This window comes from Streptomyces sp. UC4497 (assembly GCF_054871485.1).
On record NZ_JBTYHB010000028.1, the window covers coordinates 39,730 to 60,955 of the forward strand.

Annotated in this window: 17 protein-coding genes; 10 read left to right on the forward strand and 7 right to left on the reverse strand. The window is 70.4% G+C overall.

Annotated elements, in window-relative coordinates; translation table 11 throughout:
- Window positions 1-42: 42 nt before the first annotated feature.
- The 3 genes from ACYSUO_RS30485 to ACYSUO_RS30495 all read left to right on the forward strand — a co-directional run bounded on the left by ACYSUO_RS30485 (window position 43) and on the right by ACYSUO_RS30495 (window position 4,294).
- Complete coding sequence (locus ACYSUO_RS30485; RefSeq protein ID WP_426899142.1) at window positions 43-468, forward strand: hypothetical protein; 426 nt, start codon at window positions 43-45, stop codon at window positions 466-468.
- A gap of 262 nt (window positions 469-730) precedes the next feature.
- Window positions 731-2,818: an alkaline phosphatase family protein gene (locus tag ACYSUO_RS30490; RefSeq protein ID WP_461779483.1), complete on the forward strand. Its 2,088-nt coding sequence runs from the start codon at window positions 731-733 to the stop codon at window positions 2,816-2,818.
- 90 nt (window positions 2,819-2,908) lie between these two features.
- The gene (locus ACYSUO_RS30495) at window positions 2,909-4,294 is read left to right on the forward strand and encodes an amino acid permease (protein WP_461779436.1); all 1,386 of its coding nucleotides are present in this window, start codon (window positions 2,909-2,911) and stop codon (window positions 4,292-4,294) included.
- An 8-nt stretch (window positions 4,295-4,302) separates the two neighbouring features.
- Here the strand turns inward: ACYSUO_RS30495 and ACYSUO_RS30500 are convergent, their stop codons facing one another.
- On the reverse strand, window positions 4,303-5,931 hold the full coding sequence (locus ACYSUO_RS30500; protein ID WP_461779437.1) for a DUF6345 domain-containing protein: 1,629 nt from the start codon (window positions 5,929-5,931) through the stop codon (window positions 4,303-4,305).
- A 158-nt stretch (window positions 5,932-6,089) separates the two neighbouring features.
- Between ACYSUO_RS30500 and ACYSUO_RS30505 the strand changes: the two genes are divergently transcribed.
- Together ACYSUO_RS30505 and dnaK are read left to right on the forward strand one after the other, a co-directional pair.
- Window positions 6,090-6,518, forward strand: coding sequence for an OsmC family protein (locus ACYSUO_RS30505; RefSeq protein WP_399239590.1), 429 nt, complete (start codon window positions 6,090-6,092; stop codon window positions 6,516-6,518).
- Window positions 6,519-6,609: 91 nt separating this feature from the next.
- Window positions 6,610-8,493: a molecular chaperone DnaK gene (gene dnaK / locus ACYSUO_RS30510; protein ID WP_461779438.1), complete on the forward strand. Its 1,884-nt coding sequence runs from the start codon at window positions 6,610-6,612 to the stop codon at window positions 8,491-8,493.
- A 35-nt stretch (window positions 8,494-8,528) separates the two neighbouring features.
- On the opposite strand, the gene ACYSUO_RS30515 is transcribed toward dnaK, so the two are convergent.
- From ACYSUO_RS30515 to ACYSUO_RS30535, 5 genes are read right to left on the reverse strand one after another with little or no spacing between them, the layout of a single operon-like run.
- Window positions 8,529-9,392, reverse strand: coding sequence for a helix-turn-helix domain-containing protein (locus ACYSUO_RS30515; RefSeq protein WP_461779439.1), 864 nt, complete (start codon window positions 9,390-9,392; stop codon window positions 8,529-8,531).
- Window positions 9,393-9,413: 21 nt separating this feature from the next.
- Window positions 9,414-10,136, reverse strand: a complete 723-nt coding sequence (gene narI, locus ACYSUO_RS30520; protein WP_461779440.1) for a respiratory nitrate reductase subunit gamma — start codon at window positions 10,134-10,136, stop codon at window positions 9,414-9,416.
- The gene (gene narJ, locus ACYSUO_RS30525) at window positions 10,133-10,720 is read right to left on the reverse strand and encodes a nitrate reductase molybdenum cofactor assembly chaperone (protein ID WP_327660716.1); all 588 of its coding nucleotides are present in this window, start codon (window positions 10,718-10,720) and stop codon (window positions 10,133-10,135) included. Before narJ ends, narI begins: the two co-directional genes overlap by 4 nt.
- Entirely contained in the window at window positions 10,717-12,342 is a 1,626-nt protein-coding gene (gene narH, locus ACYSUO_RS30530) for a nitrate reductase subunit beta (protein ID WP_461779441.1), read from the reverse strand. The genes narJ and narH overlap by 4 nt, the downstream gene beginning before the upstream one ends.
- A 3-nt stretch (window positions 12,343-12,345) precedes the next feature.
- A complete protein-coding gene (locus tag ACYSUO_RS30535; RefSeq protein ID WP_461779442.1) occupies window positions 12,346-16,032 on the reverse strand; it encodes a nitrate reductase subunit alpha in 3,687 nt (1,228 codons plus the stop codon).
- A 181-nt stretch (window positions 16,033-16,213) separates the two neighbouring features.
- Between ACYSUO_RS30535 and ACYSUO_RS30540 the strand changes: the two genes are divergently transcribed.
- On the forward strand, window positions 16,214-16,633 hold the full coding sequence (locus ACYSUO_RS30540; protein WP_461779443.1) for a hypothetical protein: 420 nt from the start codon (window positions 16,214-16,216) through the stop codon (window positions 16,631-16,633).
- On the opposite strand, the gene ACYSUO_RS30545 is transcribed toward ACYSUO_RS30540, so the two are convergent.
- Window positions 16,615-17,427, reverse strand: coding sequence for a helix-turn-helix domain-containing protein (locus ACYSUO_RS30545; RefSeq protein ID WP_461779444.1), 813 nt, complete (start codon window positions 17,425-17,427; stop codon window positions 16,615-16,617). The two genes, ACYSUO_RS30540 and ACYSUO_RS30545, sit on opposite strands and share 19 nt — an antisense overlap.
- Window positions 17,428-17,465: 38 nt before the next feature.
- Here ACYSUO_RS30545 and ACYSUO_RS30550 point away from each other — a divergent pair, with 38 nt between their 5' ends.
- The 4 genes from ACYSUO_RS30550 to ACYSUO_RS30565 all read left to right on the forward strand — a co-directional run bounded on the left by ACYSUO_RS30550 (window position 17,466) and on the right by ACYSUO_RS30565 (window position 21,222).
- A complete protein-coding gene (locus ACYSUO_RS30550; RefSeq protein WP_461779445.1) occupies window positions 17,466-17,765 on the forward strand; it encodes a 4a-hydroxytetrahydrobiopterin dehydratase in 300 nt (99 codons plus the stop codon).
- A 116-nt stretch (window positions 17,766-17,881) separates the two neighbouring features.
- Window positions 17,882-18,592 carry a class I SAM-dependent methyltransferase gene (locus ACYSUO_RS30555; RefSeq protein ID WP_461779446.1) on the forward strand — a complete coding sequence of 237 codons (711 nt, stop codon included), beginning with the start codon at window positions 17,882-17,884 and terminating at the stop codon, window positions 18,590-18,592.
- A 137-nt stretch (window positions 18,593-18,729) separates the two neighbouring features.
- Window positions 18,730-19,269 (forward strand): hypothetical protein, encoded by a 540-nt coding sequence (locus tag ACYSUO_RS30560; protein ID WP_461779447.1) that lies wholly within the window; start codon window positions 18,730-18,732, stop codon window positions 19,267-19,269.
- A 78-nt stretch (window positions 19,270-19,347) separates the two neighbouring features.
- Window positions 19,348-21,222 (forward strand): rhamnogalacturonan lyase, encoded by a 1,875-nt coding sequence (locus ACYSUO_RS30565; protein ID WP_461779448.1) that lies wholly within the window; start codon window positions 19,348-19,350, stop codon window positions 21,220-21,222.
- The last annotated feature ends 4 nt before the right edge of the window (window positions 21,223-21,226 follow it).

Consider the following 21,226-nt stretch of genomic DNA (forward strand, 5'->3'; position numbering starts at 1 on the left):
AGGAGTAGGGTCGGGGCCGAAAGCTGTGGTGAGGGGGGACGCATGGGGGCATCCGACGGGAGCGGCGAAGCGGTGCGGGTCGCGGCGATCGCCAGCCTGATCCCGCTCGAGGAGCTGGACGCCGACCCCTTCCTGGTGGACTCGCGCAGCCAGCACGCCATGTGCGCGCGCTGGGCCGCCGAACGTGGGTACGTGATCACCCGCGAACTCCTGGTGCACGGGGTCCGCCCTGACCACGAGGTGCTGTGGGCGGATGTCGACGCGGGCCTCGTCGACGTGTTCGTCGCGCCCTGCGAGCGGGTGCTGCGGGCGGCGCTGCGGTCGGTCGACGCGTTCTCGGCGGAGTGCGAGCGGCGCGGCGTCCGCCTGGAGACGGCGGGTCTTGCGGAGCCGGCCTACGACGCGCAAATGAAGGCCCGCGTCCACCGCCGCTTGTCGATGCCGACGGCGGGTTACGACGGCTGCTAGCCACATTCAGCCCCCCTCATGGACGAGAGCCCGCGGGGTACGGGGCAGAGCCTCGATCTTTTCCAGCCCCGCCGGCGTTTGAGGCGCGGGGTCCGGGGCGGAGCCCCGAGGCCGTAACCACGGGTGACCCCAAAAGGTGTGAAACCCTGACCCCACGTGACCAAATGAGGGGAGCCGTAACGTGGCCGGAGGCCGATGGTGGAGGCGGGCCGGAAGCACCGCCTGGCGCTCGGTCGCCGTCTGGGCGGCCTGCACGGTCACCATGATGGTCCTCGCCGGACTGCTCCCCGACTTCAAGCTGACGTCCGACGACGGCGACAGCATGACCCGCGTAGCCGTCACCGCCGCCCTCGGCGCCGCCGCCTTCGCCCTCCTCTCGGCCCTCGTCTGGCCGATCCTCGTACGCGCCCTGCTGCTCGTCCCCGCCCTCGTCCTCGGCCTCGTCGTGTTCTTCCTCAACGGCGCCCTGCTGCTCATCGCGCTGCACCTCATCCCCGACGGCAGGGGCGAGGCGGGACCCGAGACCGCGGTCGTCGTGGCCGCGGTCATGTCGGCCGTGGCGTCGGCGGCCGGTGGTGCCCTGGCCGTCCGGGACGACGACGCGTACCGCAGGCGCCTGTACCGGCTCGCCGACCGCAGGCGCCGCAGGGGCTCCGACGCCGACACCGCCTGCCCGCCCACCCCCGGCACCGTCTTCATCCAGCTCGACGGCGTCGGCCACGAGGTGCTGCGCCGCGCCGCGCGCGACGACGTGATGCCGACGGTCAACGGATGGCTGCGCGACGGCGGCCACCGCCTCACCCCGTGGCGCACCGACTGGTCGAGCCAGACCGGCGCCAGCCAGCTCGGCATCCTGCACGGCTCCAATTACGACGTCCCGGCCTTCCGCTGGTACGAGAAGGACACCGGCGAGACCCAGGTGTCCAACCGGCCCACCAGCGCCGCCGAACTCCAGCGCCGCGCCGTCGCGCACACCGGTGACGGCGGCCTGCTCACCGTCGACGGCGCCAGCCGCGGCAACCTGTTCAGCGGCGGCGCGGAACAGGTCGCGCTCGTGCTGTCCGTGGCCGCCAGGCGCGGCAAGGAGAACCGCTCGCGGGCCGGCTACTTCGCCTACTTCTCCGACCCGGCGAACGCCGTCCGCACCGCGCTGTCGTTCTTCGCCGAGGTCGGCCGCGAGATCGGACAGTCCACGCGGGCCCGCATGTGCAAGGTGCGGCCGCGGATCGGGCGCGGTGGCCTGTACCCGTTCATCCGCGCCTTCGCGACCGTCGTCGAGCGGGACGTCGTCGTCGCGGCCGTCATCGGCGACATGCTCGCCGGCCGCAGCGCCGTCTACGCCGACCTCGTGGCCTACGACGAGGTGGCACACCACTCGGGCCCGTTCGGCCGCGACGCGCAGCAGGTGCTCGAACGCCTCGACCGCTCGCTCGCGCTGCTCGTCAAGGTCGCCGAGCACGCGCCGCGCCCGTACCGCATCGTCGTCCTCTCCGACCACGGGCAGAGCCCCGGCGAGACCTTCCGCGGCCGCTACGGGCTGACCCTCCAGGACCTCGTGCGCGCCGGCTGCGGGCTGCCCGTGCCGCGCAAGGCGGGGCGCACCCGCAGCGGCGCCGAGGCCCGCGCCGCCGTGCGGGCCGCGCTGCACCGGCCCGTCGAGGAGGGCGCGGGCAAGGGAAAGCGCAGCGAACCGATCGTGCTGGCCTCCGGCAACCTCGGCCTCGTCTCGTTCCCCGACGTCCCGCACCGCATGACCCGCGAGGAGATCGACGCCCGCAACCCCGCCCTGCTGGCGACCCTCGCCAACCATCCCGGCATCGGCTTCCTCCTCGTACGCAGCGAGGAGCACGGCGCCGTCGTGCTGGGGGCGCGGGGCGCGGAGGTGCCGCTGGCCGAGCTGGCCGACGGCGAGGGGCCGCTCGCCGACTTCGGTCCGGGCGCCGCCGACGCCGTGCGCCGCACCGACTCCTTCCCGCACACCGCCGACATCATGGTCAACTCCATGTACGACCCGGTGGACGGCGAGGTCCTCGCCTTCGAGGAGCAGATCGGCTCGCACGGCGGGCTCGGCGGCGCCCAGAGCCGGCCGTTCCTGCTGTCGCCCGCGGAGCTGTCAGAGCCGGTGCCGGAGGGCGAGTCCCTGGTCGGCGCCGAGCAGGTGCACCAGGTGCTGCGCCGCTGGCTCACCGAAGGTCACGGACCGCAGATCCCGATGCTGGTCACGCCGCTGTCCCTGGACCCACCTGCGACGAAGCCCCTTCGGCGGCCCGTGGAGAATTCCCTCCAGCGCGAGCCCGGCGGTGCATCATTTGCGGCCACGCCCCCCGAGCCGCAGGACAATTCCGCCTGATTTGGAGCGCGGCGGGAGCCCACCGGACCATGGGCCCCGCCATCCGGCGATCCCGCGGTGGCCCAGCACAATCGAGAGGCACTTCCCCCCATGCTCGACACCGGGACTGCCCCCGCTCCCGAGACGGCTCCGGCAGCGGACGAGGACCAGAACCAGAGCAGCAAGCACGCCCGCAGGTTCGGTCTTCCCATCGCGACGGCCCTCGTCATGGGCAACATCATCGGCGGCGGCATCTTCCTGCTGCCCGCCTCCGTGGCCCCGTACGGCACGATCTCGCTGGTCGCCTTCGGCGTCCTGACGGTCGGCGCCATCGCCCTCGCGCTCGTCTTCGGGCGGCTCGCGAAGCGGCATCCGCAGACCGGCGGCCCCTACGTGTACGCCCGTGAGGCCTTCGGCGACTTCGCCGGGTTCCTCGCCGCGTGGAGCTACTGGATCACCTCGTGGGTGTCGAACGCGGCGCTCGCCGTCGCGGCCGTCGGCTACCTCGACGTGCTCCTGCCGATCCACGGGTCGACGTTCTGGACGATCGTCGCGGCGCTCGCCTGCCAGTGGCTGCCCGCGCTCGCCAACCTCGCCGGCACCCGCTACGTCGGCGCCGTCCAGCTGGTCTCCACCATCCTGAAGTTCGCGCCGCTGGTGCTCGTCGCGGTCGGCGGCCTGTTCTTCTTCGACGCCGACAACCTCGGCCCGTTCCAGGTGGGCGGGGACTCCCCGGTCGGCGCGATCTCGGCGTCCGCCGCGATCCTGCTCTTCAGCTACCTGGGCGTCGAGTCCGCCTCCATGAGCGCGGGCGAGGTCCGCGACCCGGAGCGCAACGTCGGCCGGGCCACCGTCCTCGGCACCGCGCTCGCCGCGCTCGTGTACCTGCTGTGCACGGTCTCCGTCTTCGGCACCGTCGCCCACGACAAGCTGGTGGACTCCACCGCGCCGATGACCGACTCCGTCAACGTGATGTTCGGCGGTACGTGGGGCGGCACGGCGGTCGCGATCGCCGCGGTCGTCTCGATCCTCGGCGCGCTCAACGGCTGGACGCTGCTCTCCGCGCAGGCGCCGTACGCCCCCGCGAAGGACGGCCTGTTCCCGGCCGCGTTCGCCCGCAAGAAGCGCGGCGTCCCGACGTTCGGCGTGCTCGTCGGCGTCGCGCTCGCCTCGCTCCTGACCATCTACAACTACACGGCCGGGTCCGAAGGCGTCTTCGAGAGCCTCGTGCTCATCACCACGTTCACGGCGACGGTCCCGTACCTCCTCGCCACCGGCGCGCAGATCTACTTCCTGCTGTCGGGCCAGGGCCACCGGGTGAGCAAGGGCCGCCTCGCGCGCGACATGACGCTCGCGCTCGCCGCGTTCGGCTTCTCGATGTGGCTGGTCGGCGGCGCCGGCTACGCGGCCGTCTACCAGGGCGTCATCTTCCTGTTCGTGGGCGTCCTCGTCTACGCGTGGATGGCGGCCCGCAAGAGGCGGACCGCCACCAACTGACGTGTCTGTCACCTCGCGATAGGTGCCACCACCCACCGCTGGGTCTTGAACATGCTGTCCCGCGAGCCGATCTCGATCAGCTTGCGGGCAGCCGGGTACGCCTCGTTGCCCTCGATCTCGTAACCGACCTCGAGGGACCCGGGTACGTCCGTGATCTCCAGCTGCGCCTCGATGTCGGCCGCCGACCGTTCGCTGTCGGCGGCCATCGCGGTGAGATGGGCGATGCGCCGCTGCTGCGCCTCCTCCAGCGCCTGCCGCGGGTCGCGCGACCCGGGCGAGGCGAGCGCCTGCTGACCCTTGCCCGACGGCGGCGCGACCGCGGAGGCGGGCGTGCGGGTGTCGCCGGTGGGCGTGCGCGTCGACAGGGTGGCCTGGACGACCGTGCCGTCGTTGTCGAGCGCGACCCGGAACTCGCCGCGGCCCGGCGTGATCACCGGTACGCCGTCGAAGGCCTGCCGGAACGTGACGTGCGTCTGCAGCGACACCGGCTCACCGATCTGCGAGCCGTCCTTCTGGCCGCTGTTCTGCATCAGGTCGTGCACGCTGTCCACGACCAGCTCGACGCCCTCCGCGTGCTCGTTCGCGAACCGTTGCGCGATCTCGACCGCGCGCTCGGTCGGCAGCTGCCGCGTGTTGCGGTGGTTGGCCTCGGCGAGCTTCACCCAGCGCACCGCCTGCGGCGCCGTCGACACGAACCGGTCGCCCGAGCTCGCGCTGAGCACGCCCTGCCGCTCGACCTGCACCTCTTGCAGCGCCGCCGCCGGGAAGTGTGCGAGGCGGCCCATCCTGGCGAGTTCGTCGCTCGGGTCGCGCGGCGCGAGCTGCACGATCTGCGGGGTTTCCGGCGCCTGCGTCAGCGGGTCGCGCAGGCCCTGGCGCGCGTAGTACCAGCGCCACACGTACCAGTTGTCCGAAACGTGCTCCCGGTAGAAGTTGCGCTCCGAGTTCAACCGGTTCTGCGCCTCCGCCTGGGTCGCACCGGTGGCGCACACCGAGGGCGCCTGACCGTGGTAGATGTCCCAGCTCGCGTTGAGCCACGCGTCGCAGAACGTCTGACCGGCGCGCCACTTCTCCCAGAACTTCTTGCCGTAGTCGCCGCTGTCGATGCTGACGGTCTCGAACCCGAAGATCATCCGGGAGCCGAGGTTGGGCCCCGCCCACGTACGGACGGGGGAGTGCCCGTCGAGGACGCGCAGCGAGCTGCACGTCGACCAGAACACGTAGTTGGCCTTCTCGTTGCCGAACGCCATCCGGTTGGAGATCGCGTCCGAGCGGTTGTCCCACTTGGCGCCGAGCGGCGCGAAGAACACTCCGTTGCCGTCCATGCCGCCGTGCCCCGAGTGGTACACCGCGACGACGGCATCCACGCCGTACCGGTCCTGCCAGTTGTCGTACGTCTCCTCGTACGCCCACACCTGGGCGCCCGCGTCGGCGAACCAGAAGTTGCGGTCGTAGAACTGCTGCAAGTACGCGAGCCAGCCGGTCGCGTCCTCGTGCGTGTGCGAGAGCGGGTTCTGGTTGACGAACTTCTGGATGCTGAACGCACCCCACCAGCCGAACGTCGAATCCCTGTCGGTCGCGCCCGGTTTCCCGGTCTCCAGTGGTGACGGACCTTGGTCCGCGTAGATCATGCGCATGGTCTGACCCCCTGCGAAGCCCCCTGAGCGGGAGGCCCCAAACTGTCACCATCGTGCCGACTTGCCCAGTTCGCTTTCCGGCCATGGTGGCGTGCCACGGGCGCGTCGGATGTGGTCGGATAGGAGTCCGAAGCATCCGGAAACGGAAAGGAACCACCGTGGCAACCACGCGCTCCGCACACACCGTGTGGGAAGGCAACCTGTTCGAGGGCAACGGCACCGTCACCTTCGACTCGTCCGGCATCGGTCAGCAGCCGGTGTCCTGGCCGTCCCGCGCGGAGGAGGCGAACGGCAAGACCAGCCCGGAGGAGCTGATCGCGGCCGCGCACTCCTCCTGCTTCTCCATGGCGCTGTCCAACGGCCTGACCGGCGCGGGCACCCCGCCCACCAAGCTGGTCACCTCCGCGGACGTGACGTTCCAGCCGGGCGAGGGCATCACCGGCATCCACCTCACCGTCGAGGGCACCGTGGCGGGCCTCGACGAGCAGGGCTTCCAGGCGGCCGCCGAGGACGCCAAGAAGAACTGCCCCGTGAGCCAGGCCCTCACCGGCACGACGATCACGCTGACCGCCAAGCTGGGCGGTTAGTCCTAGGCGTCCGCGCTCTTGACGTAGGCCCGCTCACGCCCTGTGCTGGATCCGGACGTGAGCGGGCCTTCGCATGGAATGGGGACGCGTCATGGGGCGTGCGGTAGGTATCGATCTCGGTACGACGAACTCGGTGGTTGCCGTGCTCGAGGGCGGTGAGCCCACCGTCATCGCCAACGCGGAGGGCGCGCGCACCACGCCCTCGATCGTCGCCTTCGCCAGGTCGTCGAGCGCCGAGGTGCTCGTCGGCGAGGTCGCCAAGCGGCAGGCCGTGACGAACGTCGAGCGCACCGCGCGCTCCGTCAAACGGCATATGGGCGACGGGAGTTGGCGTTTCCCCGACTCCGGTGACATCGACGGTCACCGCTACAGCGCGCAGGAGCTCTCCGCCCGCGTCCTGCAGAAGCTCAAGCGCGACGCCGAGTCGTACCTCGGCGAGGACGTCACCGACGCCGTCGTCACCGTGCCCGCCTACTTCGACGACGCGCAGCGCCAGGCCACGAAGGAGGCCGGCGAGATCGCTGGACTGAAGGTGCTGCGCATCGTCAACGAGCCGACCGCCGCCGCGCTGGCGTACGGGCTCGACAAGGGCGACGAGCAGACGGTCCTCGTCTTCGACCTGGGCGGTGGCACCTTCGACGTCTCGCTCCTGGAGATGGGCGAGGGTGTCATCGAGGTCAAGGCCACCAACGGCGACACCCAACTCGGTGGCGACGACTGGGACCAGCGGATCGTCGACCACCTCGCGCGGCAGTTCAAGAACGCCCACGGCATCGACCTCGCCGACGACAAGATGGCCGTGCAGCGGCTGCGCGAGGGCGCGGAGAAGGCCAAGATCGAGCTGTCCTCGTCCAGCGAGACGACCATCAACCTGCCCTACGTCACCGCCTCCGCCGCCGGCCCCCTGCACCTCGACGAAAAGCTGACGCGCGCTCAACTCCAGGAACTGACAGGGGACTTGCTCGACCGCTGCAAGAAACCCTTCCACCAGGCCGTCAAGGACGCGGGCGTCGAGCTGAAGGACATCGACCACGTGATCCTGGTCGGCGGCTCCACGCGCATGCCCGCCGTCACCGACCTCGTCAAGGAACTCACCGGGAAGGACCCGCACAAGGGCGTCAACCCGGACGAGGTCGTCGCCGTCGGCGCCACCTACCAGGCGGGTGTCATCCGCGGTGACGTGAAGGACGTGCTGCTGCTCGACGTCACCCCGCTGTCGCTCGGCATCGAGACCAAGGGCGGGGTGATGACCAAGCTCATCGAGCGCAACACCACCATTCCCACCCGCCGTTCGGAGAGCTTCACGACCGCCGCCGACAACCAGCCCTCCGTCGGCATCCAGGTCTTCCAGGGCGAGCGGGAGATCGCCGCCTACAACAAGAAGCTGGGCGTCTTCGACCTCACAGGACTCCCGCCGGCGCCGCGCGGCGTGCCGCAGATCGAGGTCACCTTCGACATCGACGCCAACGGGATCATGCACGTCGGTGCCAAGGACCTCGCCACGGGGCGCGAGCAGAAGATGACGGTGACCGGCGGCTCGGCGCTGCCCAAGGACGAGATCGACCGGATGATGCGGGAGGCCGAGGCGCACGCCGAGGAGGACCGCACGCGCCGCGAGGCGGCCGAGGTCCGCAACGAGGCGGAGCAGCTCGTCTACCAGACGGAGCGCTTCCTGCGCGAGAACGACGAGAGCGAGGGGCGCATCCCCGCCGCGACACGGACCGAAGTGGAGGATTCCGTACGGGAGTTGAAGACCGTACTGGAGTCCAAGGAGCCGTCGACGCAGGAGCTGCGCGAGGGGGTGCGCAAGCTCGGCGAGGTCAGCCAGCGGATGGGGCAGGCGATGTACCAGGCGGCCTCGTCGGCCCGGGAGGACGCGCCGCCGTCGGGCGAGCAGCCGCCCCAGGACCAGGAGAAGGACGCCCCCGAAGACGTGGTCGACGCCGAGATCGTGGACGACGACAAGCCCCAGTAGGTCGCTGCAAGCCCTGGCCGGTCACCGCCTGCCGGTCATCCGAGGGCTTCCCGCGCCCGCTCCAGGATCTCCACCGTCCGCTCGGCCCCGGCCGCCTGTGCCACGAGGTGGTCGAGCACCTCCAGGTGCATGCCGACCTCGTCCCGGGAGTCCAGGTACAGGGCCCCGGTCACGTACTCGCTGTAGACCATGTCCGGCAGCTCCCTGACCGGGAACCGGAACAGCGTGAACGGGCCGAACGTACCGGGGTGCGGCCCCGACGCGAACTCGGCTATCTGTAGCGTCACGTTGGGGCGTTGCACCGCCTCGAGGAGCCGGTCCAGCTGGCCGCGCAGCACCTCGGGGCCGCCGGGCGGGCGCGCCAGCACCGTCTCGTCCATGACGACCCACAGGTGCGGCGAGTCCTCCCGGTCGAGCAGCGACTGGCGGGCCATGCGCAGGTCGATGTGCCGGTCGACCTCCTCGGGCCGGGAGCGGCCCACCGTGCCGGCGTCGAAGACGGCCCGCGCGTACGCCTCCGTCTGCAACAGGCCGGGCACGAAGTGCGGTTCGTAGGCGCGGATCATCGAGGCCGCGCCCTCCAGGCTGACGTACAGGCTGAACCAGTCGGGGAGCACATCGTGGAACCGCTGCCACCAGCCCGGCAGGTTCGCGTCCTCGGCGAGTGCCACGAAGGCCTCGATCTCGCGCTCCGGCACCTCGTACAGCTCCAACAGCATCTGCACGTAGGGGATCTTGAGCGCGACCTCCGCGGTCTCCATCCTGCGGATCGTCGCGCTCGCCACACGCAGCGGCTTGGCCGCCTCCTCGCGCTTGAGTCCGCGGGCCTCGCGCAGATCACGCAGGCGGCGACCGAGGACGACCTGGCCCACGGTGGGCGCGGGCCGACGTTCACTCACCTTGGTACGTCCCCCCAGGAGCTAGGAGCCGGTGCGCTCCCACCCCCGACGCTCCGGCCGGGCGCCGAGGCGCTGCGGGTCGCGGCTGCGGTAAACGACGTACGGGCGGAACAGGTACTGCACCGGCGCGCTGAACATATGCACGAGCCGGGTGAACGGTACCAGCGCAATCAGTAGCATGCCCACTACTGCGTGGATCTGATACAGCGTAGGCACCCCGTCCATGAGCGCCACATCGGGGCTCAGCGTGAACAGGCTGCGCGACCACGGTGCGATGGTCTGCCGGTAGTCGTAGCCGTTGCCGCCGGAGTGCGTGAGCTTGGCGACCATGCCGAGGATGATCGCGGCGAGCAGGAACACGTACATGGTCTTGTCGTTGCGCGTCGTGGCCAGCAGCACCGGGGCCTTGGTGCGGCGCCGGTAGACCAGCATCGCGATCCCGAGCACCGTGATGACGCCCGCGAAGGTGCCGCCGATCAGCGAGAACATGTGGTACGTGTGCTCGCTGACGCCGACCTTCTCGGTCCACGACTCCGGGATGAACAGGCCGACGATGTGGCCCACGAGCACGAAGAGGATGCCGTAGTGGAACATCGGCGACGCGATGTTGAGCAGCTTCGACTCGTAGACCTGCGACGAGCGCGTCGTCCAGCCGAACTTGTCGTAGCGGTAGCGCCAGATGGTGCCGGCGATCAGCAGGACGAACGCCACGTAGGGCAGGACACCGAAGAGCGCTGTGTTCACCGCGCGTGCTCCTTCTCGAGGAGGGGAAGTGCGAAGGGTTCGAGGCCGACGTCCTCCTGGGGCGGACCCGACCGGGCGAGCGCCTGCGCCTCGGCCCGGTCCTTGGGGGAGGGCCCGGGCAGGGCGGCGCACACCGCGTTGAGGACAGTTGCGTACGGCGTGCCGTGGTCGGTGAGGGCGAACCGCAGCAGTTCGAGACCCGCACGGTTCTCCTCAAGGAGGAACGTGCCCTCCTGCGCGGAGAATTCGAGGACGGCGGGCAGGAAGTCCGGGAGTTCCTCGCCGGTGAACTCCATGCCGTGCTCCCGGTAGACCTCCTTCATCCGCACCAGGGACATGCCGCGCCTGCGGGTGTCGCCGTCGCGCCACCACGTCAGATACAGGCTGTGCCGGTTCTTGAAGTCGAAGACCTGGACGTAGTGGGCCGCCAGATCCTGCATCGGCGTGGCCTCGGCGTGCTCGACGAAGGGGGCGAGCGGCGGGGCGGCCGCGCGGATCAGCGGAAGCCGCTGGTAGAACTCCTCGTCCGGGTACGTGAGACAGAGCGCGGACGCCTGGAGGAGCAGGGAGGTCCGGTCGGTCATGGCATCTCCACCTCGTCTGTGCGGTCTGCGGTTTGCCGTTCCTTGCTGAGCTGGAAGTTCTCGACGGAGACGACGGGCAGCAGCTTGCGGCCGTCGGCGACGGTCGTCCCGGAGTCGCCGCCGAAGGGACCCTCGCCGCCCATGCCGGGCCCGCCCTCGTGGTCGAGCGAGCAGGTGTCCGCCGGCAGCGCGGACTCCTCGAGGCGCTGCGCGTCGCCGACCGCCGCGGTCGGGATCACGTACCGGTCCTCGTACTTGGCGATGGCGAGCAGCCGGTACATCTCCTCGATCTCGTGCGGCTCCATGCCGATGGACTCGGCGATCGAACTGTCGGGCAGGTCACCGAGGTTGATGGCCCGCATGTGCGAGCGCATCGCGGCCAGCTTCTCCAGAGAGGCGCGTACGGGCTTGGTGTCGCCCGCAGTGAAGATCTCCGCCAGGTATTCGAGCGGGATGCGCAGCGTGTCGATCGCGCCGAACAGGTTCGAGTGGTCCTCGCCGTCGTGCCCGGTCTCGGTCAGCGCGTCGACGACGGGGGACAGCGGCGGGATGTACCAGACCATCGGCATCGTCCGGTACTCCGGGTGCAGCGGCAGCGCCACCTTGTACTTGCTGATGAGCGCGTGCACGGGGGAGCGCCGCGCGGCCTCCATCCAGTCGTACGGGATGCCCGCCTCCTCGGCGGCCCGCTGCACGGCGGGGTCCTCGGGGTCGAGGAAGATGCCCAACTGCTCCTCGTACAGGTCGTGTTCGTTCTTCGAGGAGGCGGCCTCCGTCACCTTGTCGGCGTCGTAGAGCATCACGCCGAGATAGCGGAGCCGGCCCACGCAGGTCTCCGAGCACACCGTCGGCAGACCCACCTCGAGACGCGGATAGCAGAGCGTGCACTTCTCGGCCTTGCCGGTGCGGTGGTTGAAGTACACCTTCTTGTACGGGCAGCCGGTGACACACATCCGCCAGCCGCGGCACGAGTCCTGGTCGACGAGGACGATGCCGTCCTCGACCCGCTTGTACATCGCGCCGGACGGGCAGGACGAGACGCACGACGGGTTGAGGCAGTGCTCGCAGATCCGCGGCAGGTAGAACATGAAGGTCTGCTCGAACTGGAACTTGACCTTCTCCGCGGCCTGTTCGCGGGTCTTCTCCACCATCGGGTCGAGATCGCCGTACTGGGCGGCGCCGCCGAGGTTGTCGTCCCAGTTGGAGGACCACTCGATCTTCATCGGCTTGCCGCTGATCAGGGAGCGCGGCTCCGCGACGGGATAGTCGTCGCCGAGCGGTGCGTTGGTCAGGTTCTTGTAGTCGTACGTCCAGGGCTCGTAGTAGTCCTTGATCTCCGGCAGCTTCGGGTTGGAGAAGATGCCGAGGAGCTTCTTGAACCGGCCGCCGCCCTTCAGCTTCAGGGCGCCCTTCTTGTTGAGCTCCCAGCCGCCGCGCCACTTCTCCTGGTCCTCGTAGCGGCGCGGATAGCCCTGCCCGGGGCGGGTCTCGACGTTGTTGAACCAGACGTACTCCATGCCGTTGCGGTTGGTCCACGCCTGCTTGCAGGTGACCGAGCAGGTGTGGCAGCCGATGCACTTGTCGAGGTTCATGACCATTGCGACCTGAGCCATGATGCGCATGCGTCAGTACTCCACCTTCTGCGAGCGGCGGCGGATGACCGTCACCTCGTCGCGCTGGTTGCCCGTCGGGCCGAGGTAGTTGAACGCCCAGCTCAACTGGGCGTAGCCGCCGATGAGATGGGACGGTTTGAGGATCAGTCGGGTGAGCGAGTTGTGGATGCCGCCGCGCTTTCCGCTCGTCTCCGCCTTGGGCACGTTGACGGTGCGTTCCTGCGCGTGGTGCATGTAGACCGTGCCGGCCGGCATGCGGTGGGAGACGATCGCGCGGGCGACGACGACGCCGTTGCGGTTCACGGCCTCGATCCAGTCGTTGTCCTTGACGCCGATGGAGTCGGCGTCCTGCGGGGACATCCAGATGGACTGGCCGCCGCGGGACAGCGCCAGCATGAACAGGTTGTCCTGGTACTCGGAGTGGATCGACCACTTGTTGTGCGGGGTGAGGTAACGGACCGTCACTTCCTTTTCGCCGTCGGGACCGAGTCGTGGCTCGCCGAACAGCCGGTTCATGTCGAGCGGTGGCCGGTAGACGGGCATCGCCTCGCCCAGCTCGTGCATCCAGTCGTGGTCGATGAAGAAGTGCTGGCGACCGGTGAGGGTGTGCCACGGCTTGAGGTGCTCGGTGTTGAGGGTGAATGCCGTGTAGCGGCGCCCGCCGGACTCGCTGCCCGACCACTCGGGGGAGGTGATGACGGGGACGGGCGCGGCCTGCGTGTCCGCGTAGGTGATGCGCTTGCCCTCGTGCTCGGCGGAGAGGTGCGCCATCTCCTGGCCCGTACGGGCTTCCAGCGTGTGGAAGCCCTGCGTGGCGAGGCGGCCGTTGGTGGTGCCGGACAGGGCGAGGATGGTGTTCGCCGCCTTGACCGCCGTGTCGAGGGAGGGGCGGCCGTCGGCGGGGCCGCCGCGCACGGCGCCGTTGCGCTCGCGCAGCTCCGTGACCTCCTGGTCGGGCTTGAGGGCGATTCCCTTGGCGGGAAGGCCCAGTTGCTCGACGAGCGGGCCGAGCGCGGTGAACTTGGCGCCGATCGCCGTGTAGTCCCGCTCGACCACCGTGAGGTTCGGCATCGTCTTGCCCGGCACCGGCTCGCACTCGCCCTTGCGCCAGTCCAGGACGACGCCGCCGGGCTGCGCGATCTCACCCGGAGTGTCGTGCTGGAGCGGCGTCGCCACCAAGTCCTTGCGTACGCCGAGGTGTTGGGCGGACAGCTCGCTGAGCTTGTGGGCCAGCGCCTTGAACGTGTCGAAGTCGCTGCGCGCCTGCCACGGCGGGTCGACGGCGGGCGTGAAGGAGTGCACGTAGGGGTGCATGTCCGTGGAGGCGATGTCGTGCTTCTCGTACCAGGTGGCGGCGGGCAGCACGACGTCGGACAGGAGCGTCGAGGACGTCTGCCGGAAGTCGAGGGAGGTCAGCAGGTCGATCTTGCCCTCGGGGGCCTCGTCGCGCCAGGTCACCGTCGAGGGGCGCTCCTCGGGGGAGGCCTCCTCGGCGCGCAGCGAGGAGTGCGTGCCCAGCAGGTGCTTGGTGAAGTACTCGGCGCCCTTCGCGGAGGAGCCCAGCAGGTTCGCCCGCCACAGGGTCATCACGCGCGGCCAGTTCTCCGGCGCGTCCGGGTCCTCGCACGCGAACTTCAGCGAGCCAGACTTGAGTTCGGAGACCGTGTCCTCCACGGACTGCTCACCGAGCGCGAGCGAGCTGCGGTCGAACGTCGGATACGACGGCATCCAGCCCGAACGCGCCGACAGGGACAGCACATCGGCGCCCGTCATGCCCTCGAAGGCGCCCTTGCCGAGCGGGGACGCGAGCACGTCGGCGCTGAACCTGTCGTAGCGCCACTGGTCGGTGTTGAGGAAGAAGAACCCGGTACCGATCATCTGCCGCGGCGGCCTCGACCAGTCGTTGGCGGAGGCCAGCGAGGCCCAGCCGGTCACCGGACGGCACTTCTCCTGACCGACGTAATGCGCCCAACCGCCGCCGTTCCTGCCCTGACAGCCAGTGAGTTGCAGCAGCGAAAGAAAGCCCCGGTAGGTGGTCTCGGAGTGGAACCAGTGATTCGTGCCGGCGCCCATCAGGATCATGCAGCGCCCGCGCGACTTCTCGGCGGTGTTCGCGAACTCCCGTGCAATCTTGACGCACTTGGCGGCCGGAACGGAGGTGTGCATCTCCTGCCAGGCCGGGGTGCCGGGCGTGTCCGCGTCGTCGTACGAAGTGGGCCACTGGCCCGGGAGGCCGTCGCGCCCGACGCCGTACTGCGCGAGCAGCAGGTCGAACACGGTCGTCACGAGCGGGCCGCCCTGCCCGCCGAGCCGGGTCGCCGGCACACCGCGCCGCACGACCTCGCCGCGGCCCTGGCCGTGCGTGCCGCCGTCGGTGTCGAAGCGGGGGAGCAGCACCTCCACGCCACCGGCGATGTCGGAGCCGTGCAGGCTCAACTTCGGCTGGATATTGCCGAGTTCGAGGTTCCACTTGCCCTTGCCGGACTCGGTCCAGCGAAAGCCGAGGGAGCCGTTCGGGACGACCGGTTGGCCCGTCGCCTCGTCGAGCACGGCGGTCTTCCACTCGGCGCCCTCGCCGCCCTGCCCGAGGTCGGTGGCGCGCAGGAACTTCGACGGCACGTACGCGCCGTCCCGCTCCTCCAGCGTCACCAGGAACGGCAGGTCGGTGAACTTCTTGACGTAGTCCGTGAAGAACGGCGTCTGCCGGTCGACGAAGAACTCCTTGAGGATCACATGCCCCATGGAGAGCGCGAGCGCGCCGTCGGTCCCGGGGTGCGGGTGCAGCCACTCGTCGGCGAACTTGGCGTTGTCCGCGTAGTCGGGCGCGACGACCACGACCTTCTGGCCGCGATAGCGCGCCTCCGCCATCCAGTGCGCGTCGGGCGTCCGCGTCACCGGCACATTGGAGCCCCACATCATGAGGTACGCGGCGTCCCACCAGTCACCCGACTCGGGGACGTCGGTCTGGTCGCCGAACACCTGCGGCGAGGCCACCGGCAGGTCGGCGTACCAGTCGTAGAACGACAGCATCGGGGCGCCGATCAGCGAGTGGAACCGGGCGCCCGCCGCGTGCGACACCATCGACATGGCGGGAATGGGGGAGAAGCCGGCGATCCGGTCGGGCCCGTACGTCTTGATGGTGTGCACGTGCGCCGCGGCGACGATCTCGACGGCCTCGTCCCAGGTGGCACGCACCAGGCCGCCCTTGCCGCGGGCCTGCTGGTACCTCCGGCGCCGCTCGGGATCGGCCTGGATGTCGGCCCACGCGAGCACCGGGTCGTGCAGCCGCGCCTTCGCCTCCCGGTACATCTCCACGAGCACGCCCCGGATGTACGGGTAGCGCACACGGGTCGGCGAGTACGTGTACCAGGAGAACGCGGCGCCGCGTGGGCAGCCGCGTGGCTCGTACTCCGGACGGTCGGCGCCCACGCTCGGGTAGTCCGTCTGCTGGGTCTCCCAGGTGATGATGCCGTCCTTGACGTACACCTTCCACCGGCACGAGCCGGTGCAGTTCACGCCGTGCGTGGAGTTCACGACCTTGTCGTGGCTCCAGCGGTCCCGATAGAAGACGTCCCCGTCCCGGCCGCCCTTGATCTGCACGCTGTGCAGGTCCTCGGAGGCCGTCCCCCTCCGGAAGAACCGTCCGGCGCGCAGCAGCGCGGCGTCCGGCTCGGTCGGGGTGCGTGTCGTATCCGTCACCGTTTGCTCCCTCGATGTCCCGTTCTGGGCACGCTAATGGCCGCTCGTCGGGGGCACACTTCGGCCGGGGCCGTACGAGGCGGGCGCGGGCGGCCGTCGGCCATTACCCCGGACGTAATCGCCCCGCCACCCGGGCACGGGCAGGGTGGTGCCACCGACCCGATGACGGAGGGTGATCCCGATGTCCGCCACCACGCTCACCACGACCCCGGTCCAGGCCCGCCGCACCTGGCTGCGCCGCCTGCTCGGCGCCGACGCGCTGGGCACCGGCCTCAACGGCCTCGCCTACGTCGCCGCCTCCGGGCCGATCGGCCGCTTCCTCGGCATCGATCCGGGGCTGCTGCTCGGACTCGGCGCCGGCCTCGTCGTCTACGCCGCCGCGGTCGCGGTGCTCGCCGCGCGCAGCAGCCCGCCCGCGCTCGGCGTGCGCACCGTGGTCGAGGTCAACCTCGCCTGGACGGTGCTCAGCTTCGTCGCCCTGTTCGCCTGGCTGGAGCCGATCACGGCCGGGATGGTGTACGGGTCGCTGCAGGCCGTGGTGGTGGCCGCGTTCGCGGGGCTCCAGTACGCCGCGCTGCGGGGTCAGCCCAGCGCGTCCTGAAGGTATTTCGCCGTCGCCGGGTCGGCTGGGAGCAGGGTCTCCACGGCCAGCTCGGCGACCGTCACGTCCAGCGGCGTGTTGAACGTCGAGATCGACGACACGAACGACAGCAGGTGCCCCTCGTGCTCGATCACCATCGGCAGGGCGAAGTAGGGCAGCAGGGGCGCGACCGGCTCGTCCCCGGCCGGGCGGCCCGGCGGCAGCGGATACGCGGACACCTCCTCGTACAGCTCCCGCAGCGGCTGCGAGCCGGTCAGGGCGATCTGCTGCTCCATCTGTGCCAGCAGATGCCCCCGCCACTCGCGCAGATTCCTGATCCGCGGGGCGAGGCCCTCCGGGTGCAGGGTGAGGCGCATCGCGTTCAGCGGTTCGGTGAGCAGGTGCGCGGGCGCCGAGGACATCAGCAGGGCGATGCCGCCGTTCGCCGCGATCACGTTGAACGTCGCGTCGACGATGAACGCGGGATACGGCTCGTAGCCGCGCAGCAGCGTTTCGAGCCCTTCGCGCAGCACGCCGAGCGAGGGGTCGTCCAGCGGGGTCTCCTTGAACCGCGGCGCGTAACCCGCCGCAAGGAGAAGGGCGTTGCGCTCCCGCATCGGCACGTCGAGATGCTCGGCGAGCCGCAGCACGAGGTCCTGGCTCGGCCGCGAACGACCCGTCTCCACGAAACTGAGGTGCCGCGCCGAGGAGTCCGCCCGCAGCGCGAGCTCCAGCTGGCTGACCCGCCGCCGCTCGCGCCAGCCGCGCAGCAGGGCGCCCACTTCTGACGTGTTCTTGCGCGCTGCGGCAGTCATGGGAAGACCGTAGCCGCATCCGGTGGCACGCTGGAGGCATGCCTACTGAACCGCTCTCCCAGAAGGACATCGAGGACCGCCTCACCGAACTGCCGGGCTGGTCCGTCGAGGACGACGCGCTCACGCGCACGTACCGCCTGGAATCGCACTTCGCGGCGGCGGCGCTCGTCATGCACATCGCGCAGACCCAGGAGGCCCTGAACCACCACTCGAACCTGACGCTCGGCTACAACACGGTGACCCTCGCGGTGAACACGCACGACGCGGGCGGCGCCCTCACGGCGAAGGACTTCGCGCTGGCGGAGCGGGTGGAGAAGCTGTCGGCCGTCCATCTTTAAGCCCTGCCCTGGGACGAGAGGCAGCGGGGTCCCGGTTTCGGGAAGGGGCGGGGTGGGGGAGATCCGCCCGCCGCAGGCGCTCCCACCCCCGCCACGCCCCGGGTTAGAGTCCCCGCGTGCTGGACTACGACCAGGAAGCGCAGCGGTACGACGCGACCCGCGGCGGTGAGCCGCGCGCCGAGGCGGCCGCCGACGCGGTACTCGAACTCGTGCCGCCCGGCGCCCACACCCTCCTCGACCTGGCCTGCGGCACCGGCCTCGTCACCCGCCGCCTGACCCGCCCCGGCCTGCGCCCGATCGGCGTGGACCGCGCCACCGGCATGCTGCGGGCCGCCGCACCCCGCCTGTCCGGCGCGGCGTTCCAGGCGGACGCCCGCCAACTGCCGTTCGCGAGCGGCACGTTCGACGCCGTCACCGCCGTGTGGCTGCTTCACCTCCTGGACGACGCGGCGCCGGTCGTCGCCGAGGCGGCCCGCGTACTCCGCCCGGGCGGAGTGTTCGTGACCACGGTCGACAAGGCCGCGGCACACCTCGTCGGCAGCGACGTCTGCGCCCTCGTCGCGCCCCACGGCAGCCGCCGCCCACCGACCGACGCCAGCGCGCGCATCACGTCGATCGCCGCGGAGCACGGTCTGCGCCCGCACGGCTCCGCCACCTTCGCCGGCCACGGCCAGGGCCGGGTCCCGGCCCGGCTCGCGCGGGAGGTGCGGGCCGGGCGGATGTACGCGAAGGGCGGCGAGGAACTGGCGTCACGCCTGGAGGCGCTGCCGGCCCCGGAGGCGCCGCGCCCCGCCCCGACGTACACGCTGCTGGCGTTCGCGGCTTGACGGGTGCCGTACTCAGCCCAGTTGCAGGTCCGCCGAGGAGGGCGGGCCGACGGGTCGTTCGCCTGCGCGCGGGGTGAGGGAGATCCAACCACCGCAACCACCCCGCCTGCCGGACCGCGCCGCTTAAGGTGTCGGTCATGTTCAAGTCAGGGGTGGGGTTCCTCGCGCTGTTCGGTCTCGGCTGGTGGTTACTGGCCACGAGCACATTCGGGGGTTCGGCGGGGCCGGCCGCGATGGTCGTCGGCTGCGCCGCCGCGATCGCGCTGATGCTCACCGCGCGGCGCCGCCTTCCCGCGTCGGCGGGAGGCCCGTTCCCCGCCGACCGGCGTCGACGGTTCCTCCAGATCAACGGCGTCCAGTGGCTGCTGATCCTGGCCATCGCCCAGGTGTGCGCCCGCACCGGCACGGCCGTGCTCATTCCGCCGCTTGTCGCGGTGGTCGTGGGGCTGCACTTCCTGCCGCTCGCGGCGGTCTTCGAGCAGCCCCGACTGCGGGTGCCTGCCGCCCTGTTGACCGCCGCCGGAGTCGCGGGCTTGGCGGTGTGGCTCCTGGACGGGCCGGACACGACCGTCCGTCTCGTCGTGGGCCTCGTCTCCGCGCTCTCCCTGTGGGGCATGGCCGTCTGGACGGTCGCCGGGGCGGCGTCGTCCGTCGCCGTTCACATCGTGCGGGAGTGAGGGGCAACCTCGATCGGCCCGGCGGCGACAGATGTACGCACACATCTGACCCGCACGCCCTCACCGAGGAGACCGCCGATGCCCCGCCCCCGCCCCCACCGCAGACCCCGCCGTCTGCTTCTCGCCGCCGCCACGGCCGCCGCCCTCGCCGGTACGGGGCTCACGCTCCTGCCCTCCGACGACGCGTCCGCCGCCACCGCCCGGCAGGCAGAGAAGCTGGACCGCGGCCTGGTCAGCGTGCACACCGACGCCGGGAACCTGGTCAGCTGGCGGTGGCTCGGCACCGACCCGGACAACGTGGCGTTCAACGTCTACCGCGCCGGTACGAAGGTCAACTCCGCCCCGGTCACCGGCTCCACGAACTTCTTCCACGACGGCGCGCCCAGCTCCGCCGACTACACGGTCCGCGCTGTCGTGAACGGCACGGAGCAGGCCGACTCGGCGCACGCGATCCAGCTCCGCAGCGGCTACACGGACGTACCGATCACCCCGCCCGCGGGCGGCACGACCCCCGACGGCGTCGCCTACACCTACGAGGCCAACGACGCCTCCGTCGGTGACCTCGACGGCGACGGTGTCCTCGAGTTCGTCCTCAAGTGGCAGCCCACCAACGCCAAGGACAACTCCCAGTCCGGCTACACCGGCAACACCATCGTCGACGCGGTGAAGCTCGACGGCACGCGCATGTGGCGCGTCGACCTCGGCAAGAACATCCGCTCCGGCGCGCACTACACCCAGTTCCAGGTGTACGACTACGACGGCGACGGCAAGGCCGAGGTCGCCATGAAGACGTCCGACGGCACGAAGGACGGCAAGGGGACCGTCATAGGCAGCTCGTCGGCCGACCACCGGAATTCGAGCGGGTACGTGCTCTCCGGGCCCGAGTACCTGACCATGTTCAACGGCCAGACCGGCGCCGCCATGGGCTCCGTCGACTACGTTCCCGCGCGCGGCACGGTGTCGTCGTGGGGCGACTCGTACGGGAACCGCGTGGACCGTTTCCTCGCCGGGACCGCCTATCTCGACGGCGCCCGGCCGTCGCTCATCATGGCGCGCGGGTACTACACGCGGAGCGTCATCGCGGCGTGGGACTGGCGCGACGGAAAGTTCACGCGCCGCTGGACCTTCGACACCAACTCCTCCACCAACTCCGGTAAGGGATACGACGGTCAGGGCAACCACCAGCTGTCCGTCGCGGACGTCGACGGTGACGGCAAGGACGAGATCGTCTACGGCGCGATGGCCGTCGACGACAACGGCTCCGGGCTGTGGACCACCAAGAACGGCCACGGCGACGCCATGCACGTCGGCGACCTCGATCCGTCGCGGGCCGGACTCGAGGAGTTCAAGGTCGACGAGGACAGCTCGAAGCCGTCGTCCTGGATGGCCGACGCCAAGACCGGCAGTGTCATCTGGAAGACGGGTGTCAACGGTGACAACGGCCGTGGTGTCTCGGGTGACATCTGGTCCGGCAGCGCGGGCGCCGAGTCCTGGTCGTCGGCCGAGTCCGGGATCCGCGACCCCAAGGGCACGGTCGTGAACTCCCGCAAGCCGTCGTCCACCAACTTCCTGTCCTGGTGGGACGGTGACACCACCCGCGAACTCCTCGACGGCACCCACATCGACAAGTACGGCACGTCCGCCGACACCCGCCTCCTGACGGGCTCCGGTGTCCACTCCAACAACGGTACGAAGTCCACCCCGGCGCTCTCCGGTGACATCCTCGGCGACTGGCGCGAGGAGGTCGTCTGGCCGACGACCAACAACACGGCGCTGCGGATCTACTCGACGCCGGTCCAGACGTCGACCCGCATCACGACCTTCCTCCACGACACCCAGTACCGTACGGCCCTGGCCTGGCAGAACACGGCCTACAACCAGCCCCCGCACCCGAGCTTCTTCATCGGCGACAAGATGCCGCCGGCCCCGCGACCGACGATCACGACACCGTGACTCC